The organism is Methylomonas albis, assembly GCF_014850955.1.
GTDB lineage: Bacteria > Pseudomonadota > Gammaproteobacteria > Methylococcales > Methylomonadaceae > Methylomonas > Methylomonas albis.
The window spans coordinates 2,376,783-2,398,423 of record NZ_JACXSS010000001.1; the positions used below are offsets into that span (position 1 = coordinate 2,376,783).

32 protein-coding genes are annotated in these 21,641 nt (G+C 51.0%); all 32 read right to left on the bottom strand.

From position 1 onward, the window contains the following. Window positions 1-60: 60 nt before the first annotated feature. The 32 genes from EBA_RS10965 to ccmA all read right to left on the bottom strand — a co-directional run bounded on the left by EBA_RS10965 (window position 61) and on the right by ccmA (window position 21,583). Window positions 61-270: a retron Se72 family effector protein gene (locus EBA_RS10965; RefSeq protein WP_192374751.1), complete on the bottom strand. Its 210-nt coding sequence runs from the start codon at window positions 268-270 to the stop codon at window positions 61-63. 2 nt (window positions 271-272) lie between these two features. Then, the gene (locus EBA_RS10970; protein ID WP_192374752.1) at window positions 273-1,451 is read right to left on the bottom strand and encodes a reverse transcriptase family protein; all 1,179 of its coding nucleotides are present in this window, start codon (window positions 1,449-1,451) and stop codon (window positions 273-275) included. A 32-nt stretch (window positions 1,452-1,483) separates the two neighbouring features. After that, window positions 1,484-1,684 (bottom strand): hypothetical protein, encoded by a 201-nt coding sequence (locus EBA_RS10975; protein WP_192374753.1) that lies wholly within the window; start codon window positions 1,682-1,684, stop codon window positions 1,484-1,486. Window positions 1,685-2,170: 486 nt separating this feature from the next. Continuing rightward, window positions 2,171-2,386 carry a type II toxin-antitoxin system RelE family toxin gene (locus EBA_RS25020; RefSeq protein WP_456085611.1) on the bottom strand — a complete coding sequence of 72 codons (216 nt, stop codon included), beginning with the start codon at window positions 2,384-2,386 and terminating at the stop codon, window positions 2,171-2,173. A gap of 50 nt (window positions 2,387-2,436) precedes the next feature. Next, entirely contained in the window at window positions 2,437-2,709 is a 273-nt protein-coding gene (locus EBA_RS10985; protein WP_192374754.1) for a type II toxin-antitoxin system RelE family toxin, read from the bottom strand. Further along, entirely contained in the window at window positions 2,693-2,920 is a 228-nt protein-coding gene (locus EBA_RS10990) for a DUF6290 family protein (RefSeq protein WP_192374755.1), read from the bottom strand. The genes EBA_RS10985 and EBA_RS10990 overlap by 17 nt, the downstream gene beginning before the upstream one ends. A 232-nt stretch (window positions 2,921-3,152) precedes the next feature. Further along, complete coding sequence (locus tag EBA_RS10995) at window positions 3,153-3,455, bottom strand: XRE family transcriptional regulator (protein WP_192374756.1); 303 nt, start codon at window positions 3,453-3,455, stop codon at window positions 3,153-3,155. Further along, a complete protein-coding gene (locus EBA_RS11000) occupies window positions 3,452-3,730 on the bottom strand; it encodes a type II toxin-antitoxin system RelE/ParE family toxin (protein WP_223146667.1) in 279 nt (92 codons plus the stop codon). Before EBA_RS11000 ends, EBA_RS10995 begins: the two co-directional genes overlap by 4 nt. A gap of 196 nt (window positions 3,731-3,926) precedes the next feature. Beyond that, window positions 3,927-4,328 carry a GFA family protein gene (locus tag EBA_RS11005; RefSeq protein WP_192374757.1) on the bottom strand — a complete coding sequence of 134 codons (402 nt, stop codon included), beginning with the start codon at window positions 4,326-4,328 and terminating at the stop codon, window positions 3,927-3,929. A gap of 162 nt (window positions 4,329-4,490) precedes the next feature. Beyond that, window positions 4,491-5,360, bottom strand: a complete 870-nt coding sequence (locus EBA_RS11010) for an AraC family transcriptional regulator (protein WP_229427838.1) — start codon at window positions 5,358-5,360, stop codon at window positions 4,491-4,493. 66 nt (window positions 5,361-5,426) lie between these two features. After that, window positions 5,427-6,542 (bottom strand): alpha/beta hydrolase, encoded by a 1,116-nt coding sequence (locus EBA_RS11015; protein ID WP_225616167.1) that lies wholly within the window; start codon window positions 6,540-6,542, stop codon window positions 5,427-5,429. Further along, entirely contained in the window at window positions 6,506-7,111 is a 606-nt protein-coding gene (locus EBA_RS11020) for a DUF6624 domain-containing protein (RefSeq protein WP_192374759.1), read from the bottom strand. Before EBA_RS11020 ends, EBA_RS11015 begins: the two co-directional genes overlap by 37 nt. A gap of 94 nt (window positions 7,112-7,205) precedes the next feature. Beyond that, window positions 7,206-7,361, bottom strand: a complete 156-nt coding sequence (locus EBA_RS11025) for a hypothetical protein (protein WP_192374760.1) — start codon at window positions 7,359-7,361, stop codon at window positions 7,206-7,208. 73 nt (window positions 7,362-7,434) lie between these two features. Then, window positions 7,435-8,067, bottom strand: coding sequence for an FMN-binding negative transcriptional regulator (locus EBA_RS11030; RefSeq protein ID WP_192374761.1), 633 nt, complete (start codon window positions 8,065-8,067; stop codon window positions 7,435-7,437). Between the two features lie 29 nt (window positions 8,068-8,096). Then, the gene (locus tag EBA_RS11035) at window positions 8,097-8,486 is read right to left on the bottom strand and encodes a tautomerase family protein (protein WP_192374762.1); all 390 of its coding nucleotides are present in this window, start codon (window positions 8,484-8,486) and stop codon (window positions 8,097-8,099) included. Window positions 8,487-8,519: 33 nt separating this feature from the next. Beyond that, window positions 8,520-9,218 (bottom strand): CTP synthase C-terminal region-related (seleno)protein, encoded by a 699-nt coding sequence (locus EBA_RS11040; protein ID WP_192374763.1) that lies wholly within the window; start codon window positions 9,216-9,218, stop codon window positions 8,520-8,522. Between the two features lie 146 nt (window positions 9,219-9,364). Next, window positions 9,365-9,916, bottom strand: coding sequence for a pyridoxamine 5'-phosphate oxidase family protein (locus EBA_RS11045; RefSeq protein ID WP_192374764.1), 552 nt, complete (start codon window positions 9,914-9,916; stop codon window positions 9,365-9,367). Window positions 9,917-9,939: 23 nt separating this feature from the next. Next, on the bottom strand, window positions 9,940-10,599 hold the full coding sequence (locus EBA_RS11050) for an HAD-IA family hydrolase (protein ID WP_192374765.1): 660 nt from the start codon (window positions 10,597-10,599) through the stop codon (window positions 9,940-9,942). Between the two features lie 68 nt (window positions 10,600-10,667). Continuing rightward, window positions 10,668-11,366 (bottom strand): HAD family hydrolase, encoded by a 699-nt coding sequence (locus EBA_RS11055; protein WP_192374766.1) that lies wholly within the window; start codon window positions 11,364-11,366, stop codon window positions 10,668-10,670. A gap of 103 nt (window positions 11,367-11,469) precedes the next feature. After that, entirely contained in the window at window positions 11,470-12,036 is a 567-nt protein-coding gene (locus EBA_RS11060) for a hypothetical protein (protein WP_192374767.1), read from the bottom strand. 41 nt (window positions 12,037-12,077) lie between these two features. Then, window positions 12,078-12,560: a GNAT family N-acetyltransferase gene (locus EBA_RS11065; protein WP_192374768.1), complete on the bottom strand. Its 483-nt coding sequence runs from the start codon at window positions 12,558-12,560 to the stop codon at window positions 12,078-12,080. Window positions 12,561-12,734: 174 nt separating this feature from the next. Then, window positions 12,735-13,082 carry a hypothetical protein gene (locus tag EBA_RS11070; RefSeq protein ID WP_192374769.1) on the bottom strand — a complete coding sequence of 116 codons (348 nt, stop codon included), beginning with the start codon at window positions 13,080-13,082 and terminating at the stop codon, window positions 12,735-12,737. Between the two features lie 337 nt (window positions 13,083-13,419). After that, the gene (gene hemN / locus EBA_RS11075) at window positions 13,420-14,799 is read right to left on the bottom strand and encodes an oxygen-independent coproporphyrinogen III oxidase (protein WP_192374770.1); all 1,380 of its coding nucleotides are present in this window, start codon (window positions 14,797-14,799) and stop codon (window positions 13,420-13,422) included. Then, complete coding sequence (ccmI, locus tag EBA_RS11080; protein WP_192374771.1) at window positions 14,799-16,007, bottom strand: c-type cytochrome biogenesis protein CcmI; 1,209 nt, start codon at window positions 16,005-16,007, stop codon at window positions 14,799-14,801. The genes hemN and ccmI overlap by 1 nt, the downstream gene beginning before the upstream one ends. Then, a complete protein-coding gene (locus EBA_RS11085; RefSeq protein WP_192374772.1) occupies window positions 16,004-16,462 on the bottom strand; it encodes a cytochrome c-type biogenesis protein in 459 nt (152 codons plus the stop codon). The genes ccmI and EBA_RS11085 overlap by 4 nt, the downstream gene beginning before the upstream one ends. Continuing rightward, window positions 16,459-16,989 (bottom strand): DsbE family thiol:disulfide interchange protein, encoded by a 531-nt coding sequence (locus EBA_RS11090; protein ID WP_192374773.1) that lies wholly within the window; start codon window positions 16,987-16,989, stop codon window positions 16,459-16,461. Before EBA_RS11090 ends, EBA_RS11085 begins: the two co-directional genes overlap by 4 nt. After that, on the bottom strand, window positions 16,990-18,933 hold the full coding sequence (locus EBA_RS11095) for a heme lyase CcmF/NrfE family subunit (RefSeq protein ID WP_192374774.1): 1,944 nt from the start codon (window positions 18,931-18,933) through the stop codon (window positions 16,990-16,992). Beyond that, entirely contained in the window at window positions 18,930-19,364 is a 435-nt protein-coding gene (ccmE, locus tag EBA_RS11100) for a cytochrome c maturation protein CcmE (RefSeq protein ID WP_192374775.1), read from the bottom strand. The genes EBA_RS11095 and ccmE overlap by 4 nt, the downstream gene beginning before the upstream one ends. Continuing rightward, window positions 19,361-19,528, bottom strand: coding sequence for a heme exporter protein CcmD (gene ccmD, locus EBA_RS11105; protein ID WP_192374776.1), 168 nt, complete (start codon window positions 19,526-19,528; stop codon window positions 19,361-19,363). The genes ccmE and ccmD overlap by 4 nt, the downstream gene beginning before the upstream one ends. Then, on the bottom strand, window positions 19,525-20,286 hold the full coding sequence (locus tag EBA_RS11110; protein WP_192374777.1) for a heme ABC transporter permease: 762 nt from the start codon (window positions 20,284-20,286) through the stop codon (window positions 19,525-19,527). The genes ccmD and EBA_RS11110 overlap by 4 nt, the downstream gene beginning before the upstream one ends. Continuing rightward, a complete protein-coding gene (gene ccmB, locus EBA_RS11115) occupies window positions 20,286-20,960 on the bottom strand; it encodes a heme exporter protein CcmB (protein ID WP_192374778.1) in 675 nt (224 codons plus the stop codon). The genes EBA_RS11110 and ccmB overlap by 1 nt, the downstream gene beginning before the upstream one ends. Continuing rightward, window positions 20,951-21,583: a cytochrome c biogenesis heme-transporting ATPase CcmA gene (gene ccmA / locus EBA_RS11120; protein WP_192374779.1), complete on the bottom strand. Its 633-nt coding sequence runs from the start codon at window positions 21,581-21,583 to the stop codon at window positions 20,951-20,953. Before ccmA ends, ccmB begins: the two co-directional genes overlap by 10 nt. Between the last annotated feature and the right edge of the window lie 58 nt (window positions 21,584-21,641).

Sequence of the window (21,641 nt, forward strand, 5' to 3'; positions counted from 1 at the left end):
TTGTGCGCACCTTATCGCGTTATAGATTAACCAAGGCTAGCGCATCGTATCGAGATAAGATTACCCCTCTTTTTTTATTTTTAATGCGCGCCACCCCTTAGGTTTTTTTTCTAAAGTAAAGCTAACCTGATCCCCCGTGGCTAATATCTTGTCGTCAGCTTCTATTTCTTGATAGAAAAAAAACACATCCTGACCTTTCTGCCTTTGTATAAATCCAAAGCCTTTAAAAATATCAAATGTTTTCACAACCCCAAAGTGCCGTTCTTCCATTTTTATTCCCAGATTTCTTTTTTAGTTTGTTTGTTACCGTAAACTTTGTTCAATTGAAGCCGAAGAGAGTTAGCTAATGACTTGTTATTTCGACCTAAAATACCCAATCTATAATATAACGAGTTTACGCGCTTTATGTTTCCAATCCTTTGGTTTTGTGGGGCGGTTACTTTAACCAATTTTTTAGTTTCTTGTATCAGTTGTTTTTGCATTGGTTCGTCATAAACAGGCAATACTAAACTGAGTCTTTCGCGAAGTTTTTTTGCTTGCACGTGTTGTAACCGTTGTAATTTTGCAACTTTACCTGACACTTCATTCCAGCGTTCATGATATTTCTCAGAACAACGATTAACCTTGTATTCGCGCTCACACATAAATACAAGTTGCCGAATAAACCTACGCTCCTCTTTTCGAGATTTAGGTTTTTTATGTCCTATCCAAAGACCTGTGACTTCAAAACTCGCTTCAGGGTTCGCTCTATGTTCAATTCTCGTTTTACGGCCGTTAATTTTAAGCTCGTATTTTTTAAAAAGTGCTGCAATTTTCTTAATATAAAAAGTCTCTTGTTCTTTTGTAAGAGTTGTTTGAGTTGATAAAGTAATGTCGTCTAAAAGACGAGAATATTGGATGTTATGTTTTTGAAGCTCTGAAACCAGCAAGTACTCAGTGTCATAAAATAATAAATTTGCAATGTATGATGACGTACATGCGCCTTGTGGGACTCTATTGTGGAGTGTAACAATTTTTGTAAGTAACTCGGCTATATGAGCTGGGAATTTAAAGAAGTGCTGAAATATTTTCGACACATATTCAGACTTAATGTTTGGGTAGAATTGCTTAATATCAATGCAGATAATTTGATTGGCATGTGAGTGGCGTAAAGCATTTGCAACATAATCACGCGGATTATTTTCGTCTTTGATTCCACCCTGCAAATACTCAGGATATTCCACCTTTTCGAATATTCTGGAGTTTATGCGTTTTTGTAGCTTTTTAAGCTCGTACTTAGGCTCATGAACTAATCTTTCTTTGCCATTTTTTTGTGGTGTCAAAAAGCTAGTGTATGAGTTATCAATCTTATTTGATAAATCTAGTAAAAGTTTAGGGTGAATTCCTAAAGTAATCGCCAATGCCTCAACTGAGGCAATGGGATTGTTAGGATAGTGAGGGGCAAGCTTCATAGAAAGGGAAGCAATGAATTAAGAGTCAGTTGTTAGTTCATAAACTTATCATAAACGAAATCAATAAGCTTAAATATTAAACCAACAACCAAGGGCAAATATGCTCTAAAACGAGTCAATTTACTACCTTGATCCGTATCAACTTGTTTTTCAGTTCGCATAGCGTGGAACTGTTGCAAACTGTTGCTCTTGATTTCTGGAACTACTACGACGATATAAATATCAGTTTTCATTTTGTCTCCTTAAAGGATATTGAGTTTGTGGCTCAAGCCGAAGCCGCCACGCCAGACCAATAACTAAGGAAACGAGAATATAAGAATTGATAAATGGACGACTCTTAACCTTTACGCCAGACAACGGTCGTCCATATACGCACAGATACAAATCATGCGCGTGGACATATCCCCGCAGCCCGGTCATGAACCCGAAGGTTCGCCTCGAAAGGCACCACTTTCTCGTTGGGTAAACAAACGTAGTAATTTTAAAGAGCAAAACAAACGGGCGACTAACACCCGCATATATATTCTGCCGAATCTTTATAACGATGTCAAATGACCATGGCTACTAGGGCCAAGGATGCGGTAAACAACGTGCACCGCATCGTTCGCGATTGGTGCGGTTCGTGATCTCACCACACCCTACGCCCGCTATTGGCAGGCCAGCGGCCATAGGCACTTCTTTCGGCTTTCGAAATAAGGTATAGGGACTAGATTTAGCGACTAATACTTGTCCCGATAAATATCTTTTCGATGTCCTAATTCGACGACCAAAACGATTAATTCGTCGTCTTGAATCTGACAAATCAAACGGTAGTCGCCGACCCGATAGCGCCAGGGCCGTAGGATGTGCTGAACAGCGTGAAGCGCATCGTTCGCGATTGGTGCGGTCGTAAACTCACCACACCCTACGACCACTATTGTTAGGCCATCTGCCATAGGCACTTTTTTCGGCTTTCGAAATAAGATAGTGGGGCTAGATTTAGCGATTAATGCTTGTCCCGATAAATGTCTTTTCGATGCCCCAATTCGACAACCAAAACGATTAATTCGTCGTCTTGAATCTGGCAAATCAAGCGGTAGTCGCCGACCCGATAGCGCCAGTAGGCGGATAATTTACCTTGCAAGGCTTTGCCCGCAATGCGCGGATTGTCTTGCTCGGCTAACTGATCGAGAAAGGCTTTGATTCTGTCGCGGACCGGTTTGTCCAGCTTGTTGATAGCTTTGGCGGCGCCCGTCTTAAGCCTAATGCTCCAAGGCATTGAGTTGCTGCTCCCATTCCGCCAAGCTGATCGTATCGTCCTTGCCGCAGGTCAATTCCGCTAACGCGATATCGGCGGCGGCAGCATCGGCCAAGTCTTCGAGGTAATCACTGAGTAGATTTTTGATCAGTTGCGCGGGGCTAACGTGTTCCTGCTCGGACAACTGTCGGAGCAAGTTCGCCGTGTCGTCGTCGATATTGAGTGTCATCATGCTGCTGCCTCTATTTTGGTTTTACGATTAGTCTCGTTGTATAACGCCGAGGGCCGTCGGATGTGCTGAACAGCGTGCACCGCACTTGTGCCCTTTAGGGTATCGTTCGCGATTGGTGCGGTTCGTAAACTCACCATACCCTACACCTGCTTTTGGCTGGATATTTGCCATATTTCGTCTGACGAATTTTGGCCGGTTTTGAGCCTGCCGCTACGGCTCTATTCATCCAAGCTCACACAGACTCCAACTCTATTTTTACCTTTTTACCGAGCGCGGCGGCGGCGCTGACTAAGGTGGTCAAGGTTAAACTGGTGTCTTCTTCGTCCAGCAAGCGATTAAGCGAAGCCCTGCTGGTGTGCATTTTTTTGGCCATTGCCGTTTTACTGAGTTTTAGAGCCGACATGCCTTCCGATATTTGCCAAGCGATGACCCGCTTGGCCGCTACCGCTGTCACTTCATCAAGGATGGCTTCCTCGCTCAGGAAATCGTCGAAGCTGCTACCGATATGAGGGTTTTCTTCGCGCTGACTATTCATTGCTTACCTCGTAATGTTTTCAATCTTTGTTTTGCCAAGTCGATTTCCGCTTTCGGTGTTTTCTGACTTTTCTTGATAAAACCATGCAGCAAAATCATCGTCTGTTTATCGATGACAAACAGAACGCGGGCTATCCGGTTGTCCAGCTTAATTCTGACTTCCCAAATGTCGCCGTCAAGATGATCGACTAACGGCATACCGAGAGGCCAGCCGAATTGCACCGTTTTAATATCTTCGCCTATCGTTTTTCTGTCTTGAGCGGATAAGCCTTTCAATCATTCTCTAACGGGCTCGCTGCCGGCATCCGTTGCAAAAAATCTAACAGAAAGGATTGGATTCATCGATGTAGCGTATCAAAATTGGTACTTAACAACAAGATTGACTGTCCGAAGCATCCAATAGCCGTTATCGCGGTTGACCGTATGCCGGCGACTGTTCGGCATTTTCAAACGCCATGGCGACAAGGCCTTATCACTCCTGCCTATCCGCCGGATGATTGACGCCATCCCCGGTTCGCACTTCGCCCAGTTCAAAGGGATTAACACCTTCAAGGCATGCAACGTTGTAGCCGTACAGGCTAGGCACGGAACGGCGCTGGTGGTGGGTATAGATGCCGCAAATCGAACAAAAATAATGTTTGGCGCTCATGGTGTTGAATTGGTAAAGCTTCAAGACCTCTTGGCCTTTGACGACCTTTATTCCCGATAGCGGCACCGACGCCATAATCGCGCCCTTGCGCCGGCATAGCGAACAATCGCAGCGACGCGGATCGACGATGCCGTCGGGAAGATCGAGTTCGAGTTCCACCGCACCGCAATGGCAGGTGGCGCGGTGTTTGGCGTTGATGAGGGTGTTGCCTACTTTTTTGATCATATCGTGTTGCCAATTGTTTTTTTGGATAAGGCCGTAAGGCGTCAATAGGCGTAGCCGTATTGCGCCGCCTGTTGGTCATTAACGTTTCGGCGCATTCCGCTAAAGTTAATGCGCCCTGCGCGGCTGAGTTTTACCATGAATCAACTATTCGACCGCTTTCGTTTACACCAAAGGCAGATATACATCCGTAATCTGTTCGTGCTCGGCCGTTTCAGGCACCCGTTTGATGTAATGAAAAAATACCGGAAATTCCCGCAACTCCTCACCGCTTTCCGGCAACCACTCCCGGTAAAGGTAATAAACACTGTCGCTAATCCGGTCGGTCGAACCGATATGGCGCACCACGGCGCAACGTCCTCCCGGAATCAATTTGTTAATCACGCCTTGCGAGTTTTCCGGCACGGGTTGCTTGACCTCGCCGCATACATCGAATCGGAATGATTCTGCGGGCGTGACAGCCGGGTCATCATAGGGGATACCAATCGTGCGGCTGCTGGCGATCGGCGACAAGCCGCTCTGTTTGCGCCAGTCTATAAAGCTTCTGACCGACGCCATTATCAGGCTGGGCGGGCCACGGTGCTCCAAGACGGCTATTGTGGTCTCTGCAAAATCGACGATGGTGACGTTCATCTGGGGACTCCTTATGCGTTTGGGTAATAGCATGCGCTCGTTCCAAGGCTGCCATGCTGGGTGCTTTCGAAATTGAGTAGGCGTTTGTCCGAAGCACTTTTTGAATGCGCGGGAGAACGATTCCGCATTTAAGAAACCGGCGTCCAAGCCAATATCGGTAATGCTGCGCCGCTCTTGAAACACCAGTTGGTAAGACGCCTTGCGTAAACGCAATAACTGGATGTAGCGCGTTGTGCTCAACCCGGTGTAAGCGGAGAACTGCCGTTGAAAATGAAAGCGCGAAAAACTGGCCTGTTTACTCAGTTCATTGACCGACACCGGCTCGAACAGATGTTTGTCTATGTAATCGAAAATCCTATCGAAGCGCATGGCATAGGCCGCGCTGGCCGTTTTATCGTCCACTTTCATACCTCCTCAATCGAGCGCTACTGTAACAAGCGCCGAATCATCTCGCCTGACTCAACGTGCTCAATTGACCATAGGCATATCTAAAACAAATCCGCGCACCGCGGCGGCGAATGCATCGGCCTGATCCTGCATGATGAAATGGCCGCTGTTGCCGACCACGATATGCCGCGAATGGCTGGACAGACGGGCCAGATCGTCCTGGTCGGCCTGTTGAATTTCGGCAAGCGCCTTGTCCACTTCGACATCTTTGCCCGCTCTCGCCGCTTCGCGCTCGACTATAGCCAAATCCACCAGATTGCCGGCGGTTAGCACCAGTAACGGGAGATTGCCTAAACTGCCTGGCGGCGGAGTGGCTGGGTCGAGTCCTTGGCGCATCTCGGCAATTTCGTTGACCACCGCATGAGCGGTATCGGTGCGGTTTTGTATTGCGGTTTTCGCGGCCAGGATTTCAGCCGGTAGCGGAGATGGCCTGCGGTCAGCGTCTACGATGCCCAGCAGCCTGACGATACCAAGCCGCGACAACGGTTCCGCAATTGCAATTTGCAGGGCTTGTTTCCGATAATCCCAGACGGCGTAGGGATACTGATGCATGGGGCTTTGTTCATGCGTCGAATCCACGAGGACGATACCTTGCGTCTGCTCGGGAAACCGGTGATAGAAAGCACGCACGTAAATTCCGCCCCGCGAATGGCCGATCAGCACAAACGGTGGCGCAATGCCGCCGTTGTGCAATAAGGCCTTCAGGTTTTCAGCCACTTCTTCCGGCTGGATGGCGGCGTCGACGGGGTCGCTCCAGCCCAGGCCTGGGCGGTCGTAGGCGCAAACGCGCATAGTCTGGGCAAGCTTGGCGTGAACCGGATACCAGCTCAACACGTTTTCGCCTAGGCCCGCTTCGAGAATCAACGTTGGCGAACCGGAACCCAGGCAGTAAAGATGGAGATTCAAGCCGTTGACCGCAATCATCTGCCCTGGCGGTGGGAATGCGGCCAGGTCGGCTACGGTTGTTCCGGTTTGGTAAACGGCTCCCGCAAGTGCGGTGAGACTGACGATGGCCGAGCCGAAAAAACAGTAGCGTAAACACCGCCGAAAAGTTGGATGGTTCATGCCATGCGAACAATGCCCAAGCCGGTTGCTGGGTTTCAACTTGCGATCCTCCAGCCCACGGAATAAAGCCATGTTTGATATTGCTGATCCAAATCGGGCGGTGTCGGCATATTCTCGCGAGCGCTTTGCGCGGTTAAGTCGGCGGTTCGTTCCTCGAGGGTATTCAAGCCGACCGCAAGCCGTCTATCGTTGACGGATTCCGGATGCTCAATCGGATAAGGTTCGAGTTGCCCGTTTTGACTCGGTTGAAATTGGGTTCCGTAAATTTGCGGCTTTCCTTCGTACATGCGAATACGGTCTTCCAGAAACGCCGCTTGCCAAGGCATCACGTCGTTGCTGGCGGCGGCCTGCTTCAACAAAAACAGGCAATGCCGCATGAATGACGGATTGCCGATGGCATGTTGAGCAATCAACCAGGCCGCCCAAGCCCCCTCCTCGCCCACAAGACTGTTTCCGGGCCAACCATATTCCTCGATAATGTCCGCAAGACGAGCGGCGTTGCCGATATGTACGGCTTCCATTTGTGGATGGTAGCCATAGCGCCCCAGAGAACCATCGGCGGCCAAGACCTCGCGTACCGACAGATCGTTTTTTGCCATCGCCACCAGTGCCTGGCTTAAGGTTTCGTTTGAGTGGGGCATCGGGATTCTGTTTTCGCAATTAGTAAGAGGCACTTCAGCTTGTGACGACCGGTCAACTATCCGGCCGTCAATCAGCGTCGAACATTAAGCTGCTTTAAGCGGACGGACGTTTGATCAACAGCCGAATCCAAAACCACGTCTCGAAGGCTGCGCCAACGATGAAAGCGGCGTTACCAATACCGGAATAGCCGGCCAGATAACACGCCACGGCTACCGCTAAGATCATTACGGTAATGATGTGATGTTTCATAGAACTCTTCTCCTAAATAAGTTTAAGGAACAACATTAACCAACCTACGGGACAAGTACACCCAGGGTTGGACTCAACATTTGACCGCATCGGCAACCAAGTTTGCCATGACCGGCTGGCCCGATGCGCGCAACGCTTCGATCACGCTGCTGCGGTTTTCCGGCGGCTGGTTTTGGCTGACTTTCCACTTGCCTTGCAACCGGGTCACGCTGATTTCGATACCGACAATCTGCGTGAGCAAGCGTTCGGTAAAATCGGCCGGCGCGTCCGCTACCGAGCAAGGCTCGGGGAAACCGGCTTCGAATTCATCCGTCATCTTCTCTAATTGCCGGCGAATCCAGACCGGGTCGTCGATGATCCTTAGTTTGCCGTAGGCATGTACAGCGGCGTAGTTCCAGGTGGGCACCACCTTGCCGGTTTGCGGCTTGGTCGCATACCAGGACGGCGAGATGTAGGCATTTTCGGCTTGAAACACCGCCAGTACTTCGGATTGAGGATCAAAGTCCGTCCACAGCGGATTCGAGCGAGCGATATGGCCGCGCAAGCAGCCGTAAGGCGTATCGCCCTCCTCCGCCCAATGCAGCGGAATGTGGTTGGCGTTCAGGCCGCCGGCGGACAAGGTGACCAGTGTCGCCAGCGGATAATCGCGTATCAAGGCCTGCATGACCTCAATTCTGGGTTCGTCGAAATGTTTGGGGATGTACACTGATGCTTACCGTTTTAGTGTTAATGCCGCTAGACATTGATTTTGTAATTCAAGGTCACTTCGTCGCCGTGCATGCCGCGGAATCCCCAGTTGCAGGCGGGACTTTCATATATGCAAATTTCAATATCCTGGTGGGCGATGCCGATATTTTCTTGGATGCGGTCGAACAGCAAACGGACCAGCTTTTTCTTGGTGGCAACTTCCCGCCCCGTGATCATGCTGATCTCGATGATTGTATAGGCGTCGGTCCTGCCGATGGGTGCGAACAGGTCGTCTTTTTCCAGCGGAAAGAATCTGTGCGCCCTCTTGTCTTGCGGAAACTGCAAGGCTTCCACCACGCAGTCATGAATCACATCGGACAATTGCCGCTTGATGGGATTGAGATGATCTTTAATCCCGTAGACTTTGATTTGTGCCATTGTAAAGCCTCGTGAAATAAGGAACTGTAGCAATCAGCTTGCGCTAACCGCGCGCAAAAAAGCCTCAACCAAAGGATGCGGCTGCTCCGGCGTGGACCGGGCTTGCGGCACGAACAACGTGCCTATGAAAAACGGATGCCCAGGCCATTCGATCACTCGAATCTCGCCTTCGGCATCGGCGCCGGTGATTTGCATGGGACCTTGTTTCAACGTACCGACATACTCCGGGTTGATGCCGAAATTACAGTAATACTGCTCGGTAGCCGTCATTGCCCCATAAATGCCTGCCACTCGTGAATTGGGCTCGAAGCTCAGTTGCATCTCGCGTCCGACCAGCGAACAAGCCAGCTGCGAGATAAATAAATTCGAGGCATACGGATCGTATTCGGCATGCTGCGCGTCTTTAAATCCCAACACGTTGCGGGCATATTCGATAATCATGTGCTGAAAACCGCCGCAGGTACCCAAGCAAGGGATGTTGTTTTCTCGGGAATAGCGAATCGCCGCCAACGTTTTGTCCATGTCTTTATAAGGACTGCCGGGCGCGATCCAGATGCCAGCGTAGCGTTCAAACAAAGATGGATTAATGTCTGCGGTCGAAATCCAGGCGGCATTGACGGCTAATCCCAACGCTGCCCTAGCGTGTTCGATAGCGGCATCGGTAGCAGCGTGAGGCGGAAATGTCGGCGTGTATTCGCCAAGCAATGCGATGGATTTAATCTTGTCGTTCATTCGATGATCACCTTTCAGAAACCGTTGGATTATTCTGGATGGGACGAATTGTAGTGTTTGGGCTGCTATTTGGATTCACTTAAGCGGTCCGCACCCGAACCTAGACGCAAAGTAACTTTCAATAAAAAGTGTCGCCAGGCATTTCGTTAATCGCCTTTTTCCAGGATGTGGGTGGTTATACCGTCGATACTGGTCTGATTGTTTTTCGTCCAATAGTCTCGTAAACCCTGTTCGCCTTGTTTTTCCGCCCAGTCCGAGAGTAATTCCCGCTCACCGGCATATGAAAAGTAGGGAACTGCCATACCACAAGAGGTTTGCACCAAATCGACATTGACGTCGAAAATCTGCCGGGCGCCGGGTAGCGGTTTAAACCGGGCAAAAAGATCTACCCATTCGGGGTCATACTGATGAACGACCTTCGCTGTGCCGTAAAGCCTTAGAATCAATGGAGTGCCGTCAAAGGCACAAAACAAGATGGTCATTCGCGGCGCTTGCTGGATATGCGCCGATGTTTCGTTACCGCTACCTGTGGTATTTAGCCACGCGACACGGTTTGGGCCCAGCACCCTTAAGGAGTCCATACCTTTTGGAGAAATATTCACGCGACTGTCGGCGGTCGCCGTCCCGACGAAAAACAGTTTCTGCTCGCTGATAAAATGGATATGTTTGGTGGATAGTTCGTCGAAGCGCTTGCCCATGGCTGTCTCTGTGGTTTGAATGGCTAACGGTTGAATTGGGTCATGTTAGCAAATTGCGTAAGCAAAGGCGGCAGTTGCGACATATCATCGAATACAACATGGCCCGCGGTTTGCTGCGAAGTGGTCACGCCGGTTGGTACATAGTAAAGCGGCGTCATACCTGCCGCTAATGCGGCCTCAACCCCCACTTTACTATCCTCAATCACCGCGCACTGATCAGGCACAAAGCCCATCGCTTTGGCGGCATATTGGAATAAACCCGGATCGGGTTTCCAAGAACCGATCTCATAGGAACTGAATAGATTGTCACCAAAATAAGCAGCAAGCCCGCTGACTTCCAAGGCCTGACGGATTTTCGGAAGTGGACCGCTGGAGGCTATGCACATTGGCGCGTTCAGGGTGGCGAGCATGTCCAAAACACCCGGCATGGGCTTCAAATCACGGGCGAAAAGTTCCGCAACCCGCTGGCGATAGCACAATTCAAACGAATCTTGCAGCTTTAGGCTAAGGCGGTTTTCAAGGTCATGCAGAATCGAGCTTAGTTTTTGGCCGCGATAGCGCTCGGTCAAGATCTCCAGTGAATCATGCAATTGCGGAATTAGGTCGAGAAAGGCTTGATTGCTCAGGCCCTCACTATCGACCAGCGTACCGTCCAAATCGAAGATGACACAAATGTTATTCATCTACCGCATTGCCTAATTGAATCGCCCATGCTGGCCGGTCTCCTGTCATTTTGAACCGCTTTCAATTATCAGGTCATGATTACCAATAACTCGCGCGGAAATTGCTCAAAACTCTCAATCACAGTAGAAACGCCCGGACAGGCGAGAAGCTTATTATGCGTCTCAATCGGTCCAAGACCGACGATATGGCCGATGTTGGCGGCATGGGCGGATTGGAAGCCGGAAATGGCATCCTCGACAACTATGCAATCATGCGGCGACAAACTAATATTGGTCGCCGCCTTGGCATACATATCCGGCGCGGGCTTACCGGGAAGAGTGCCGTCATCGTAGACAATCCGCTGCAGATCGAACCACTTATCCAGACCGAGGTGCCGGATGAAAAAATCCAGATTGGTTTTTTCCGAGGCTGTCGCAATGGTGCGCGGAATATCTTTGCTAGAAACGAAGTCGAGCAGCGCTTCGGCACCGGGAGACAAGACAAACATTTCTGGATTTTTTAAGCATAAACCCCTGTACATGGACTCCTTGACCTGGATAAGCTCCAGTAATTCTTGTCTCTGAAGAGTTCGACTGCTGAGATAACTCAAAATGTGACTATTGGTACGGCCATGCACATGGATTGAAAATTCGTCGCCGCTTATGGGGGAGCCTCTGAGTCGTAGCGCCGTGGCTTGCCAGGCCTGAACGTGAAGCGGTGCATCCCAAAGCAGAACACCATTAAAATCGAAAATAATTCCTTTATATTTCATTGCGATAGCAGACATTAGCTTGGATTAAGGTGCTGATAACCCAGGCTAAATGACAGCCTAAGACAGATCGTACCGAGCCAATTCTTTGGATGGGACATACATCTAATGCACGCCACTTTTAAAGCTCTCCGGCCAACGAGTGCTGAAGCGGGTTACCGGCATTGAGTTTGTACCAGTCATTGAAGCGCTGTCGATAAGATTCAAAGGGCTGATGCAGTTCCTGGCGCGGATCATTACTCAGGGCGTAGGCCATGCCTTCGATTAGCCATTGCTCGCCGCTTAGAAGGACCAGGCTGCCGAAATTGTCGGCCTGCCAATGATGGATGAGCTCATGCGCTACGTAGTGTTGCTGCCAACCTCGCGGCGCGATGGCGATAGCGAAACTGCCCAAGGTGAATCCCGCCTTATTCGATAGGCCGAATGCAGACCGGCATTGCTCCGTGCTACAAAAGATGATTTTCGGCTCGCCGATAGCCAAGCCCCATTGCGTGGCAAGATAACTTTTTGAGTCGTTGAGTAGAGATTCCGCCGCCGCAAGCTGAGAAAGGTCGTCTATGCATAGGTTTTGTTCGTTGCAATGGACGGCAAATGCTTCAGGGATCAGTACCCGGACCGGTTTGAAAAAAGCCAACGCGGAAATCGGCAAGCACAGGAAAACCACGGCTAGCCATCTACTGTATTTCATCAATATTCCTCCATAACATCTAACGCCAAGTACACGATGACTTAGCCATCGATAGGCAAATTCTGTCTCATTTTCCGACCGCCGACCGGCATAAGACCGTTGTGCTGATAAAAACTTAATGTCCGTTCAAACTCCGGGAGCGGCGGCGTGCATAACTCCAGGCACGACCAACCGCGCCGTTGCCCATAAATTCTCACCTGCTCTATCAACAGCGCGCCGACACCCGAACAGCGAAACTCGGGAATTACATAAAACTCTTGAATCAGGCCAATTTTGCCGCCGGCATATAAGGCATAGGTTTCGGTGATGGTCGCAACAGCAACCGGGCTATTATCCGACCAGCCAATAATAGCCGCGTAGTGGCCTGCGGATAACAGCTCGGCACAGCGCCGGACCGTACCTTCCAAATCGATATCGAAATGCTGCGCATGAGTACGCTCACAGATTTCCTGTGTTAGCTGGACGACCAGTGAGCCTATAGTTTCTGCGTGGTCTGGTGTTGCTTGTATAAATTCCAGTTTCATTCGTGTACACACCGGTGATGGCTGCTTTAATCCAAGTTCGTTATTTAGGCTTGATGACCAGCATCTGCCTACCGCCGCGTTGAAATTCGTAATCAACCTTAACGATCTGTACGTCAAATCCTCGGCCGGTAAATTCTTCTCTGATAACAGAAAGATAAGGCGATACTGACCCATTCAGCGCAAGTAGCGGAAAATATCCGCACCTCGCTGGCAACGCGTAACATTTCCTGTAGTGCCTGAAGATGAAATTCTGTCGACAAGTGTGCGCTGTACAAAAACAGAAAATGCGATGACAAGGCAATCATCGAATTGTCCGTTTGCAAAAGGCAATGCCGGTAACTCTCCGGCGATGTATCGACCTTGCTGCTTGCCCAACTCGAAATCGGCGAGAAAAGTATCCATGGCCGACATGCGCATTTCTCCGAGCGCCTCTATCGATGGAATAAAGAGCAGGCTAAAGAGGCTTACCAAAAGAGTATTGAGTTGTCTAAAATCTAGGCGATCCAACCCTTTAACCGCCAAGCTTTTCGGCTTGCCAGCCCTCCAAAAGCCACTCGCGCAAGGCAAATTGCGTCTATCGCCAACCTGGATAGGCTTGTGCGCAAGCTAAAAAGCTATCCGAGAAAACCAAAACGTGGTGCAAGCTCAAACCGACATAAGCTTGCGCGACACCTGAAATGCTATTCCAAACCGGTAATTTGCTTTAATTGCCGACCTCGCCAGCTTGCCCGCAAGCAAAAATGCTTAGCGGACGAAGCGATTTGCTTAAGGGCAATCCTGAATAGCCTAACGGGAAAGGGAGCTACCCGACTCAGTCTTAACGCGATGCTCGAGCAGCAAACTACTCTTGCGCTTAGGCTTAAATCACTTTAGAAAATTGCTGCTGTTTCTGCGCCAGGTATTTGTCAAACACCATGCAGATATTGCGGATTAACAGGCGGCCGGCGGTGGATACTTGAATGCCGTCGGCGGTTAAATCCAGTAAACCGTCGGCTTTCATCAGCCTCAGGTTTTCCAGCTCGGATGCAAAATACTCGGCAAAATGGATAGCAAACTCGGTCTCTATTTTGCTGAAAGTCAGTTCGAAATGGCAAATCAGTTGGGTGATTACCGCCCGGCGCAATTTATCGTCTTCATCCAGATCCACGCCGCGAAATACCGGCAATTTGCCTTGCGAAATGGCGGCGTCGTATTCGTCCAGTTCTTTGTAATTTTGCATGTAGGCATCGCCGACCCGGCCGATGGAGGTTACGCCGAGCCCAACCAAGTCGCAGTCGGAATGGGTCGAGTAACCCTGGAAGTTGCGGTACAACTTGCCTTCGCGTTGCGCCACCGCCAGCTCGTCGTCGGGTTTGGCAAAGTGGTCCATACCGATGTAGACATAGCCGGCATCGGTGAGTTTTTGCCCGACCATTTGCAGGATTTCCAGCTTCACCGCCGGCGTCGGTAAATCGGCATCGTTGATTTGCCGCTGGGTTTTGAAGCGGCTGGGCATGTGTGCGTAGTTAAAGATCGAAAAACGATCCGGGGCGTAGGCCAGCACTTGCTCCAGAGTTTTGGCAAAAGTCTGCTCGGTTTGCAGCGGCAAGCCGTAGATCAGATCGATGTTGGTCGAGCGAAAGCCTTCCTTGCGTGCTGCTTCCAGTACCGCAAAGGTTTGTTCCTTGCTTTGCAGGCGGTTGACGGCTTTTTGCACGTCCGGATCGAAATCCTGCAAGCCTAAACTGATGCGGTTAAAACCCAGTTCGCGCAATTGGGCGATGGTCAGATCGTTGGTTTCGCGCGGATCCACTTCTATGGAATATTCGCCGCTATCGTCGTCATGCAAATTGAAATGCTCGCGGGTGGTATCCATCAAGCGTTTCATTTGTTCGTAATTCAAAAACGTCGGCGTGCCGCCGCCCCAATGCAGCTGATTAACCGGCCGGCTCTTGTCGAACAACGCACCTTGCATCGCCACTTCCCGGCACAAGTTGTCCAGGTAAGGTACGGCGTGGGCGCGGTTTTTGGTGACGATCTTGTTGCAGGCGCAATAAAAACACACCGTGTCGCAGAACGGGATGTGAAAATACAAAGACAACGGCCCGCCGGCGGCGTTGGATATGTCGATATGCTGGCGGTATTCGGCTTCGCCGAAGCCTTCGTGCAATTCCAGCGCGGTAGGGTACGAGGTATAGCGTGGACCGGACTTGTCGTAGCGTTTGATCAAGTCCAGGTCGAAGGTGATTGATTGATCCATTACTGCACTTCTTGGTTGATGGCGATGCTGACACTAGGCGTGCCGGACAATGAATCCAGCTGCGCAGTGCCGATCAAATCGCCGGCCTGCGGCATCGCGTTGCCGGTTTTGGAGATACGAGCGACGATGCGCAGTTGCTTGAAGTCAGCCAGATGGGTTTGTGGCTGCATCGCCATACTGTCGTTTAACACCACGCTGGCGGGTAAATCAGAGACTTGTTTCCGAATGATAGCCAGCGGCATTTTCGGCCCACTAAGCGCTTGCGCGTATATAAACACCGTGTACTGAGCTTGGACTTTGGCCTTGAGCGCTGCATCCAGCTCGACTTTGACATTGATATCAACGGCCGCCGCCGACGATGCCGGCGCTTGCGGTTTTTGCTGCTCCGCTTCGGCCATTTGCATCATTTTTTGCAGTTGCTGCTGGTTTTCGTCACCGGCCGGCAATAGACCGGATAATTTCTTCCAGTACGCTATCGCCTGCGCAAAATCGCCCATTTCGGCTTTGGCCATGCCGGCCAGCCATAAGGCAGTGTGATCGTCCGGCACCAATTTTAAGGCCTGCTCCACCAATACGGCCGGTTCGCCGCTCATTTGGCCGTTACGCGCCATCGACAGCGCATCGGCGTAATGCAACATGACCGCCGGATCGTTGGGCTTGAGTTGATTCAGTTTGGCAAATACATTCGCCGCGTCCTGATATTGCTGAACATAAACATAAGACCGCCCCAACATCATCCAGCCTTCCAGGTCGTCCGGATGCTGTTTCAAGCGTTCGATCAGCTTGTCGACCATGCTTTTAACGTTGTCAGCCACTTTTTGATTGTTGGCTGCCAATTCGGCTTTGACCAGGGCTTGCGGCTCACCGAGCAAGCCATATAAAAACAGACTTAACAGCGGTACAGTAACCGCGACGACCGGCACGATCCAACGGCCGGTTTTAGCGCTGGGCGCGGCCGGCGCATCGTCTTCCAGGTCATCCAGCAGCGTCAATTGTAATTCGCGATACTGCGCATCGTATTGCTCTTGCGATAATGCGCCGTTTTGCAATTGCAGTTTAAGCTCCGCCAGTTGCTGGCGAGCAATCGCGGTATTGCGTTGCTCGCCATCGGCGTAGCGTAGCGGTGTTTTTTTGAACAAGGGCGGCAGCAATACCAACAACGCCAGCACGATTAACCCGGCTATCACTAGCCAAAATTCCAGATTCACGCGTCGTCACCTTTTTCTAAAATACTTTTTAGCTTGGCTTGCTGCTCTTTTGTTAGCGATTGATCCTCGCTGGTACTGGTTTTGCTGCGCAACACCCAGACCGTGGCCAAGCCGATGACCAGAAACAGCACCGGCCCCAACCAGAGCAACATGGTTTTCAATTTCAAGGCCGGCTTGTACATGACAAAATCGCCGTAGCGGTCGGTCATGAAATCGACAATGTCTTGGCGGGATTTACCTTGTTGCAGCATTTCATAGACTTGCCGGCGCAAATCTTTGGCCAGATCGGCATTGGAATCGGCGATGGTTTGATTCTGACAGACCAGGCAGCGCAGTTCGGAAATCAGGGTTTGATAAGCCTGTTCTTGCTCGGGTTGTTTGAAATCGCGGTATTCAATGTCAGCGCGAGCTTGATACACCAGCAGCGATAACACCAGGGCATAGAGAAGTTTCATGCGCTTTCCGCCTCCAATTGTTGAATCCAGGGCAGAAAGACTTTTTCCAGATCGCCGGGCTGCACCGGACCGGTATGTTTGTAACGAACCACGCCGCGTTTATCGATCACAAAGGTTTCCGGCACGCCATACACACCATAATCAATACCGGTACGGCCGTCGGCATCCATTACGCTGACGTTGTAAGGATTGCCGTGTTTACCCAGCCAGGCGTTGGCGGCCGCCATTTCGTCCTTGTAATTCAACCCCACAAGGATGACTTTATTTTGCTTGGCCAGCTCGATCAATAACGGATGTTCTTCCCGGCAGGATACGCACCAGGACGCCCACACATTCAGCAGCCACACTTTACCCTTAAAATCGGCTTGGCTCAGGCGCTGTTCCGGTGTTGCCAAAATCGGCAAATTGAAAGCCGGCGCGGGTTTGTCGATCAGGGGTGAAGGGATTTCTCGTGGGTTAAGGTTTAAGCCAATCGCCAAAAAAATCGCCAAGGCGATGAACAAAAAAAGCGGTAACAGATACTTCATTTAGTTTTGCGAAAGAGGTTTGTTAAGCAAACGATAGCGGCGGTCGCTGGCAGCAATCAGGCCGCCCAGAGCCATGAACACCCCGCCCATCCAGATCCAGCGAATGAAGGCTTTGTAGTAAACCCGCAAGCTCCAGGCACCTTGTTTATCCAAAGGCTCACCCAAGGCCACGAACAAATCGCGGAACACTCCGGCATCGATGGCCGCTTCGGTCATAGGCATGGTTTGCACCCGGTACACCCGCTTTTGCGGCGATAACTCGGCAACGGTGGCACCATCATGGCTGACGGTCAGATAGCCTTGTTCGGCGCGGTAATTCGGCCCTTCGGTGCTTTTCACGCCATGGAATTGGAATACGTAACCGAACAAATCCAGGGTTTCCTCCGGCGCCAGACGGACGTCGCGTTCGATGCTGTATACCGAGGTGTAGGTAATGCCGATCACGAATACCGCGATACCCATATGTGCCAAGGTCATGCCGTAAAAACCGGCGGGAATTTGTTTCAGGCGCTCAATAGACCAGCTTTGCAGGCGTTGTTTGAACGCCAGGCCGGTTATAGCCAAGGTCCACAGGGCCAGACCGGTTCCCAAGGCAGCGCCCCAGGAATAAAACGGCATAAACAGTGGCATCAGCAACGCCAAGCCCACGGAAGCGGCAATCAACCAACGTACGCGCAAGCCTAAAGCCTTCAGATCGTCGCTTTTCCAGCGCATCAACACACCCAGGCCAACCACCAAGGCCAAAGGCGCCATCAGCGGTATGAATACGGCATTAAAATACGGCGGGCCGACCGACAATTTACCCAAGCCCAGCGCATCGACGACCAAAGGATACAAGGTACCCAACAGGATGCTGGCGGCGGTGACCACCAGCAACACATTGTTGACCAATAAAACCGATTCCCGCGATACCAGCTCGAAACGAGCATGGCTTTTCACCTGCGGAGCACGAATCGCGTACAACAACAGCGAACCGCCGACCACCACGGCCAAAAAGATCAGAATAAACAAGCCACGGGCCGGATCGCTGGCGAAGGCGTGTACCGAGGTCAATACGCCGGAACGGACCAGGAAGGTGCCGAGCAAGCTCAAGGAAAATGCGAAAATCGCCAGCAACACGGTCCAGGTTTTGAACACCCCGCGCTTCTCGGTGGCGGCCAGCGAATGGATCAAGGCGGTGCCGACCAACCAAGGCATGAACGAGGCATTTTCCACCGGGTCCCAGAACCACCAGCCGCCCCAGCCCAACTCGTAGTAAGCCCACCAACTGCCCAAGGTGATGCCCATGGTCAAAAACATCCAAGCGATATTGGTCCAGGGCCGTGACCAACGCGCCCAAGCCGCGTCCAGCCGGCCTTCCAGCAAGGCGGCTATCGAAAACGCGAATGCCACCGAAAAGCCGACATAACCCATGTAAAGCATCGGCGGATGAATCGCCAAACCGGGATCTTGCAATAAGGGGTTTAAATCGCGGCCTTCGGCCGGAAACGGAAACAAGCGCTCGAAAGGATTGGAGGTCAGTAATAAAAACAGGATAAAGCCGATGCTGACCAAACCCATTACACCCAACACTCTGGCGCGGGTGGCATCGGGAATGTGCTGGCTAAATGCCGCGACCAACGCGGTCCAGATCGACAAGGTCAAAGCCCACAATAACAAGGAACCTTCATGCGCACCCCACACCCCGGAAATCAGGTAGATCAGCGGCAACGCAGTATTGGAGTTTTGCGCCACGTAAGCCACCGAAAAATCGTGGCTGATGAAGCTGGCGGTCAAACAAGCGTAGGCCACGCCCATGAACAGTAATTGCCCAAATGCGGCGGGTTTGGCTACATGTACCCAACCGGTGATCGATTTAGCAGCGCCGAAAATCGGCAAGATGCCTTGTACAATCGCCATGCACAAGGCCAGGATTAATGCGAATTGGCCGATTTCCGGGATCATGGTTTAGCCGCCGGTTTTTTCAAGCTGCCGGCTACTTCCGGCGGCATGTAATTCTCGTCATGTTTAGCCAGCACTTCTTCCGCAACGAACACGCCACGGCCATCCAGCGCACCCTTGGCGACGATACCCTGCCCTTCCCTAAACAAATCCGGCAAGATGCCCGAATATTCCACCGTCACTTCCTTTTCAAAATCGCTGAGTTTAAAACGCACCAATAAATCGGCGTTCGGCCGTTCCACGCTACCTTTCACGACCATGCCGCCCAAACGAAACACCGCGTTATTTGGCGCTTTACCGGCCGCCACATCGCTGGTAGAGAAAAAATACATCAGATTTTCGTTGAAGGCTTTTAAGGCAAAGGTGGCGGCCAATCCCAACACCACCAACATTAAAACGATCAATATCAAGCGCTGTTTTCTTATCGGTTTCATCGAGCTTGTGACCGTTTTTGTTTGATAGTGAGCTGGCGTAGCAGTTGTTTACGTTGGAACACCGGCCAAATGAGAGTGCCGACCAACACTAAAGCCGTCACACCGTAAGCTGGCCAGACGTAGAGCGCATAACCGCCCATGTATAAAAAGCTTTCCCAGCTCATGCCTGTTTCTCCAATAGCGCCTTGACCCACTGCGAGGTGGTTTCGCGTTTCAATAATTCCAGTTTGGCGGCTTGCAATACCGCAATCAGATAATAAAACTTGAATGCCACCGCCATCAGTAACAATGGCACCAACATGCTGACGTGTATCGACGGTTTATCCATCTTGCTGACAGTCGGACCTTGATGCAGGGTATTCCACCATTGCACCGAATAATGGATGATCGGGATATTCACCACGCCCACCAGCGCCAGGATCGACACGGCCCGCGCCGCCGCGCGTTTTTCTTCGATGGCGCCGTACAAGCTGATCACGCCCAGATACAGAAACAACAGGATCAATTCCGAGGTTAAACGCGCATCCCACACCCACCAAGTGCCCCACATCGGCTTGCCCCACAAGGAACCGGTGACCAAGGCTACGAAGGTAAAGCCGGCACCGATAGGCGCACTGCTGATCAGCATTACCTCGGCCAGCTTCATGCGCCAAATCAGCGCAATCCCGCCCATTACCGCCATCAGCACGTAAATGAACAATGACATCCAGGCTGCCGGCACATGGATATAAATAATCCGATAACTATCGCCCTGCTGGTAATCGGTGGGCGCCATATACAAACCGCCATAGAGGCCGGCGCCGAGCAACAATAGAAAAATAATCGTCAACCAGGGGATGAAACGATCCGCCAAGGCATAAAAATGCGGTGGCGACGAAGTACGATGAAAAAACCGGCTAACCGGCGCAGGGATCCAAGACATCAATTAACACTCATTTTTAACGCGGCCGCAGTCGGCAGCGGCACTAACACCAATGCCGACAGTAACATAGCCAATAAAATATTCAGTTGGGCGTCGACCGGCAAACCGCTGGCGGCTCTATCGACAGCGCCACTGGCGAAGATCAGTACCGGCACATATAAAGGCAATACCAATAATGACAACAACATGCCACCCCTGCGTAAACCGACCGTTAAGGCCACGCCAATGGCACCAATCAAGCTGAGCAAGGGAGTAGCTAAGATCAATGTCAGCCATAAAGTTCCCATCGCTTGCTCGGGCAAGCCCAAAAACACAGCCAGTAAGGGTGCTACCAGCAATAAAGGCAAACCGGTCACCAGCCAATGGGCGATGATTTTGCCCAACACCAAAATCGATAAAGCATGCGGACTAAGCAGCATTTGCTCTAACGAGCCGTCTTCGAAATCAGTTCGGAATAGCCCGTCTAGCGACAACAAAGCCGCCAATAACGCGGACACCCAAATCACCCCCGGCGCCATAGCTTTCAGCAAATTAGGCTGGGCGCCCACGGCTAATGGAAACAAAGTCACCACCAATACGAAAAAAAACAGCGGATTGGCCATTTCCGCCCGGCGCTTAAACGCCAATGATAAATCACGACGAATGATCGCCCAAAAAGCCCGAATTATTGGCATGCTTGCAGATGGATGCGTTGCAGGTTGAGATCGGCCATGCTTAGATCGTGATGAGAGGTCAACACCGCCATACCGCCGTGGGCAATATGTTCGGCCATCAGCGATTCTATCAATTTGATGCCTTGTCTATCCAGCGAGGTAAAAGGTTCGTCGAGTATCCACAGCAGGTTATGCGTGATCAACAAGCGCGCCAGCGAAAGGCGGCGTTTCTGCCCTGCCGACAAGGTATGCACGGGGTTATCGTCGAATCCGGCCAGCTGCACTTTATCCAACGCTTGCTCAATGTGATATTTGCCCGCACTACCCAGTGCCAACGCAAACTGCAGATTTTCCAATACTGTCAATTCCTTTTTTGTGCCGTCGGCGTGGCCGACATAAGCCATGTCATTGTAATAACTACTGTCGGCGATTTTGCTGCCGCACCAATAAATTTCGCCGGCATCGGCTTCTCTAAATCCGCACAGGATGCGTAATAGCGAGGTTTTGCCGCTGCCGTTGGCACCTTCCAGCAATAACACTTGCCCGGCATTCACGGTAAAATTCAATTCGGAAAACAACAAACGTTCATCGCGAAAACACGATAACTCACTGGCTTGCAGCGAAGCGTGTTGCGAGTTGTCCATTCATCCATCCTTAGGCTGACACATTGCGAGGGGCGCTATCTTATCATTAAGCTCGGCA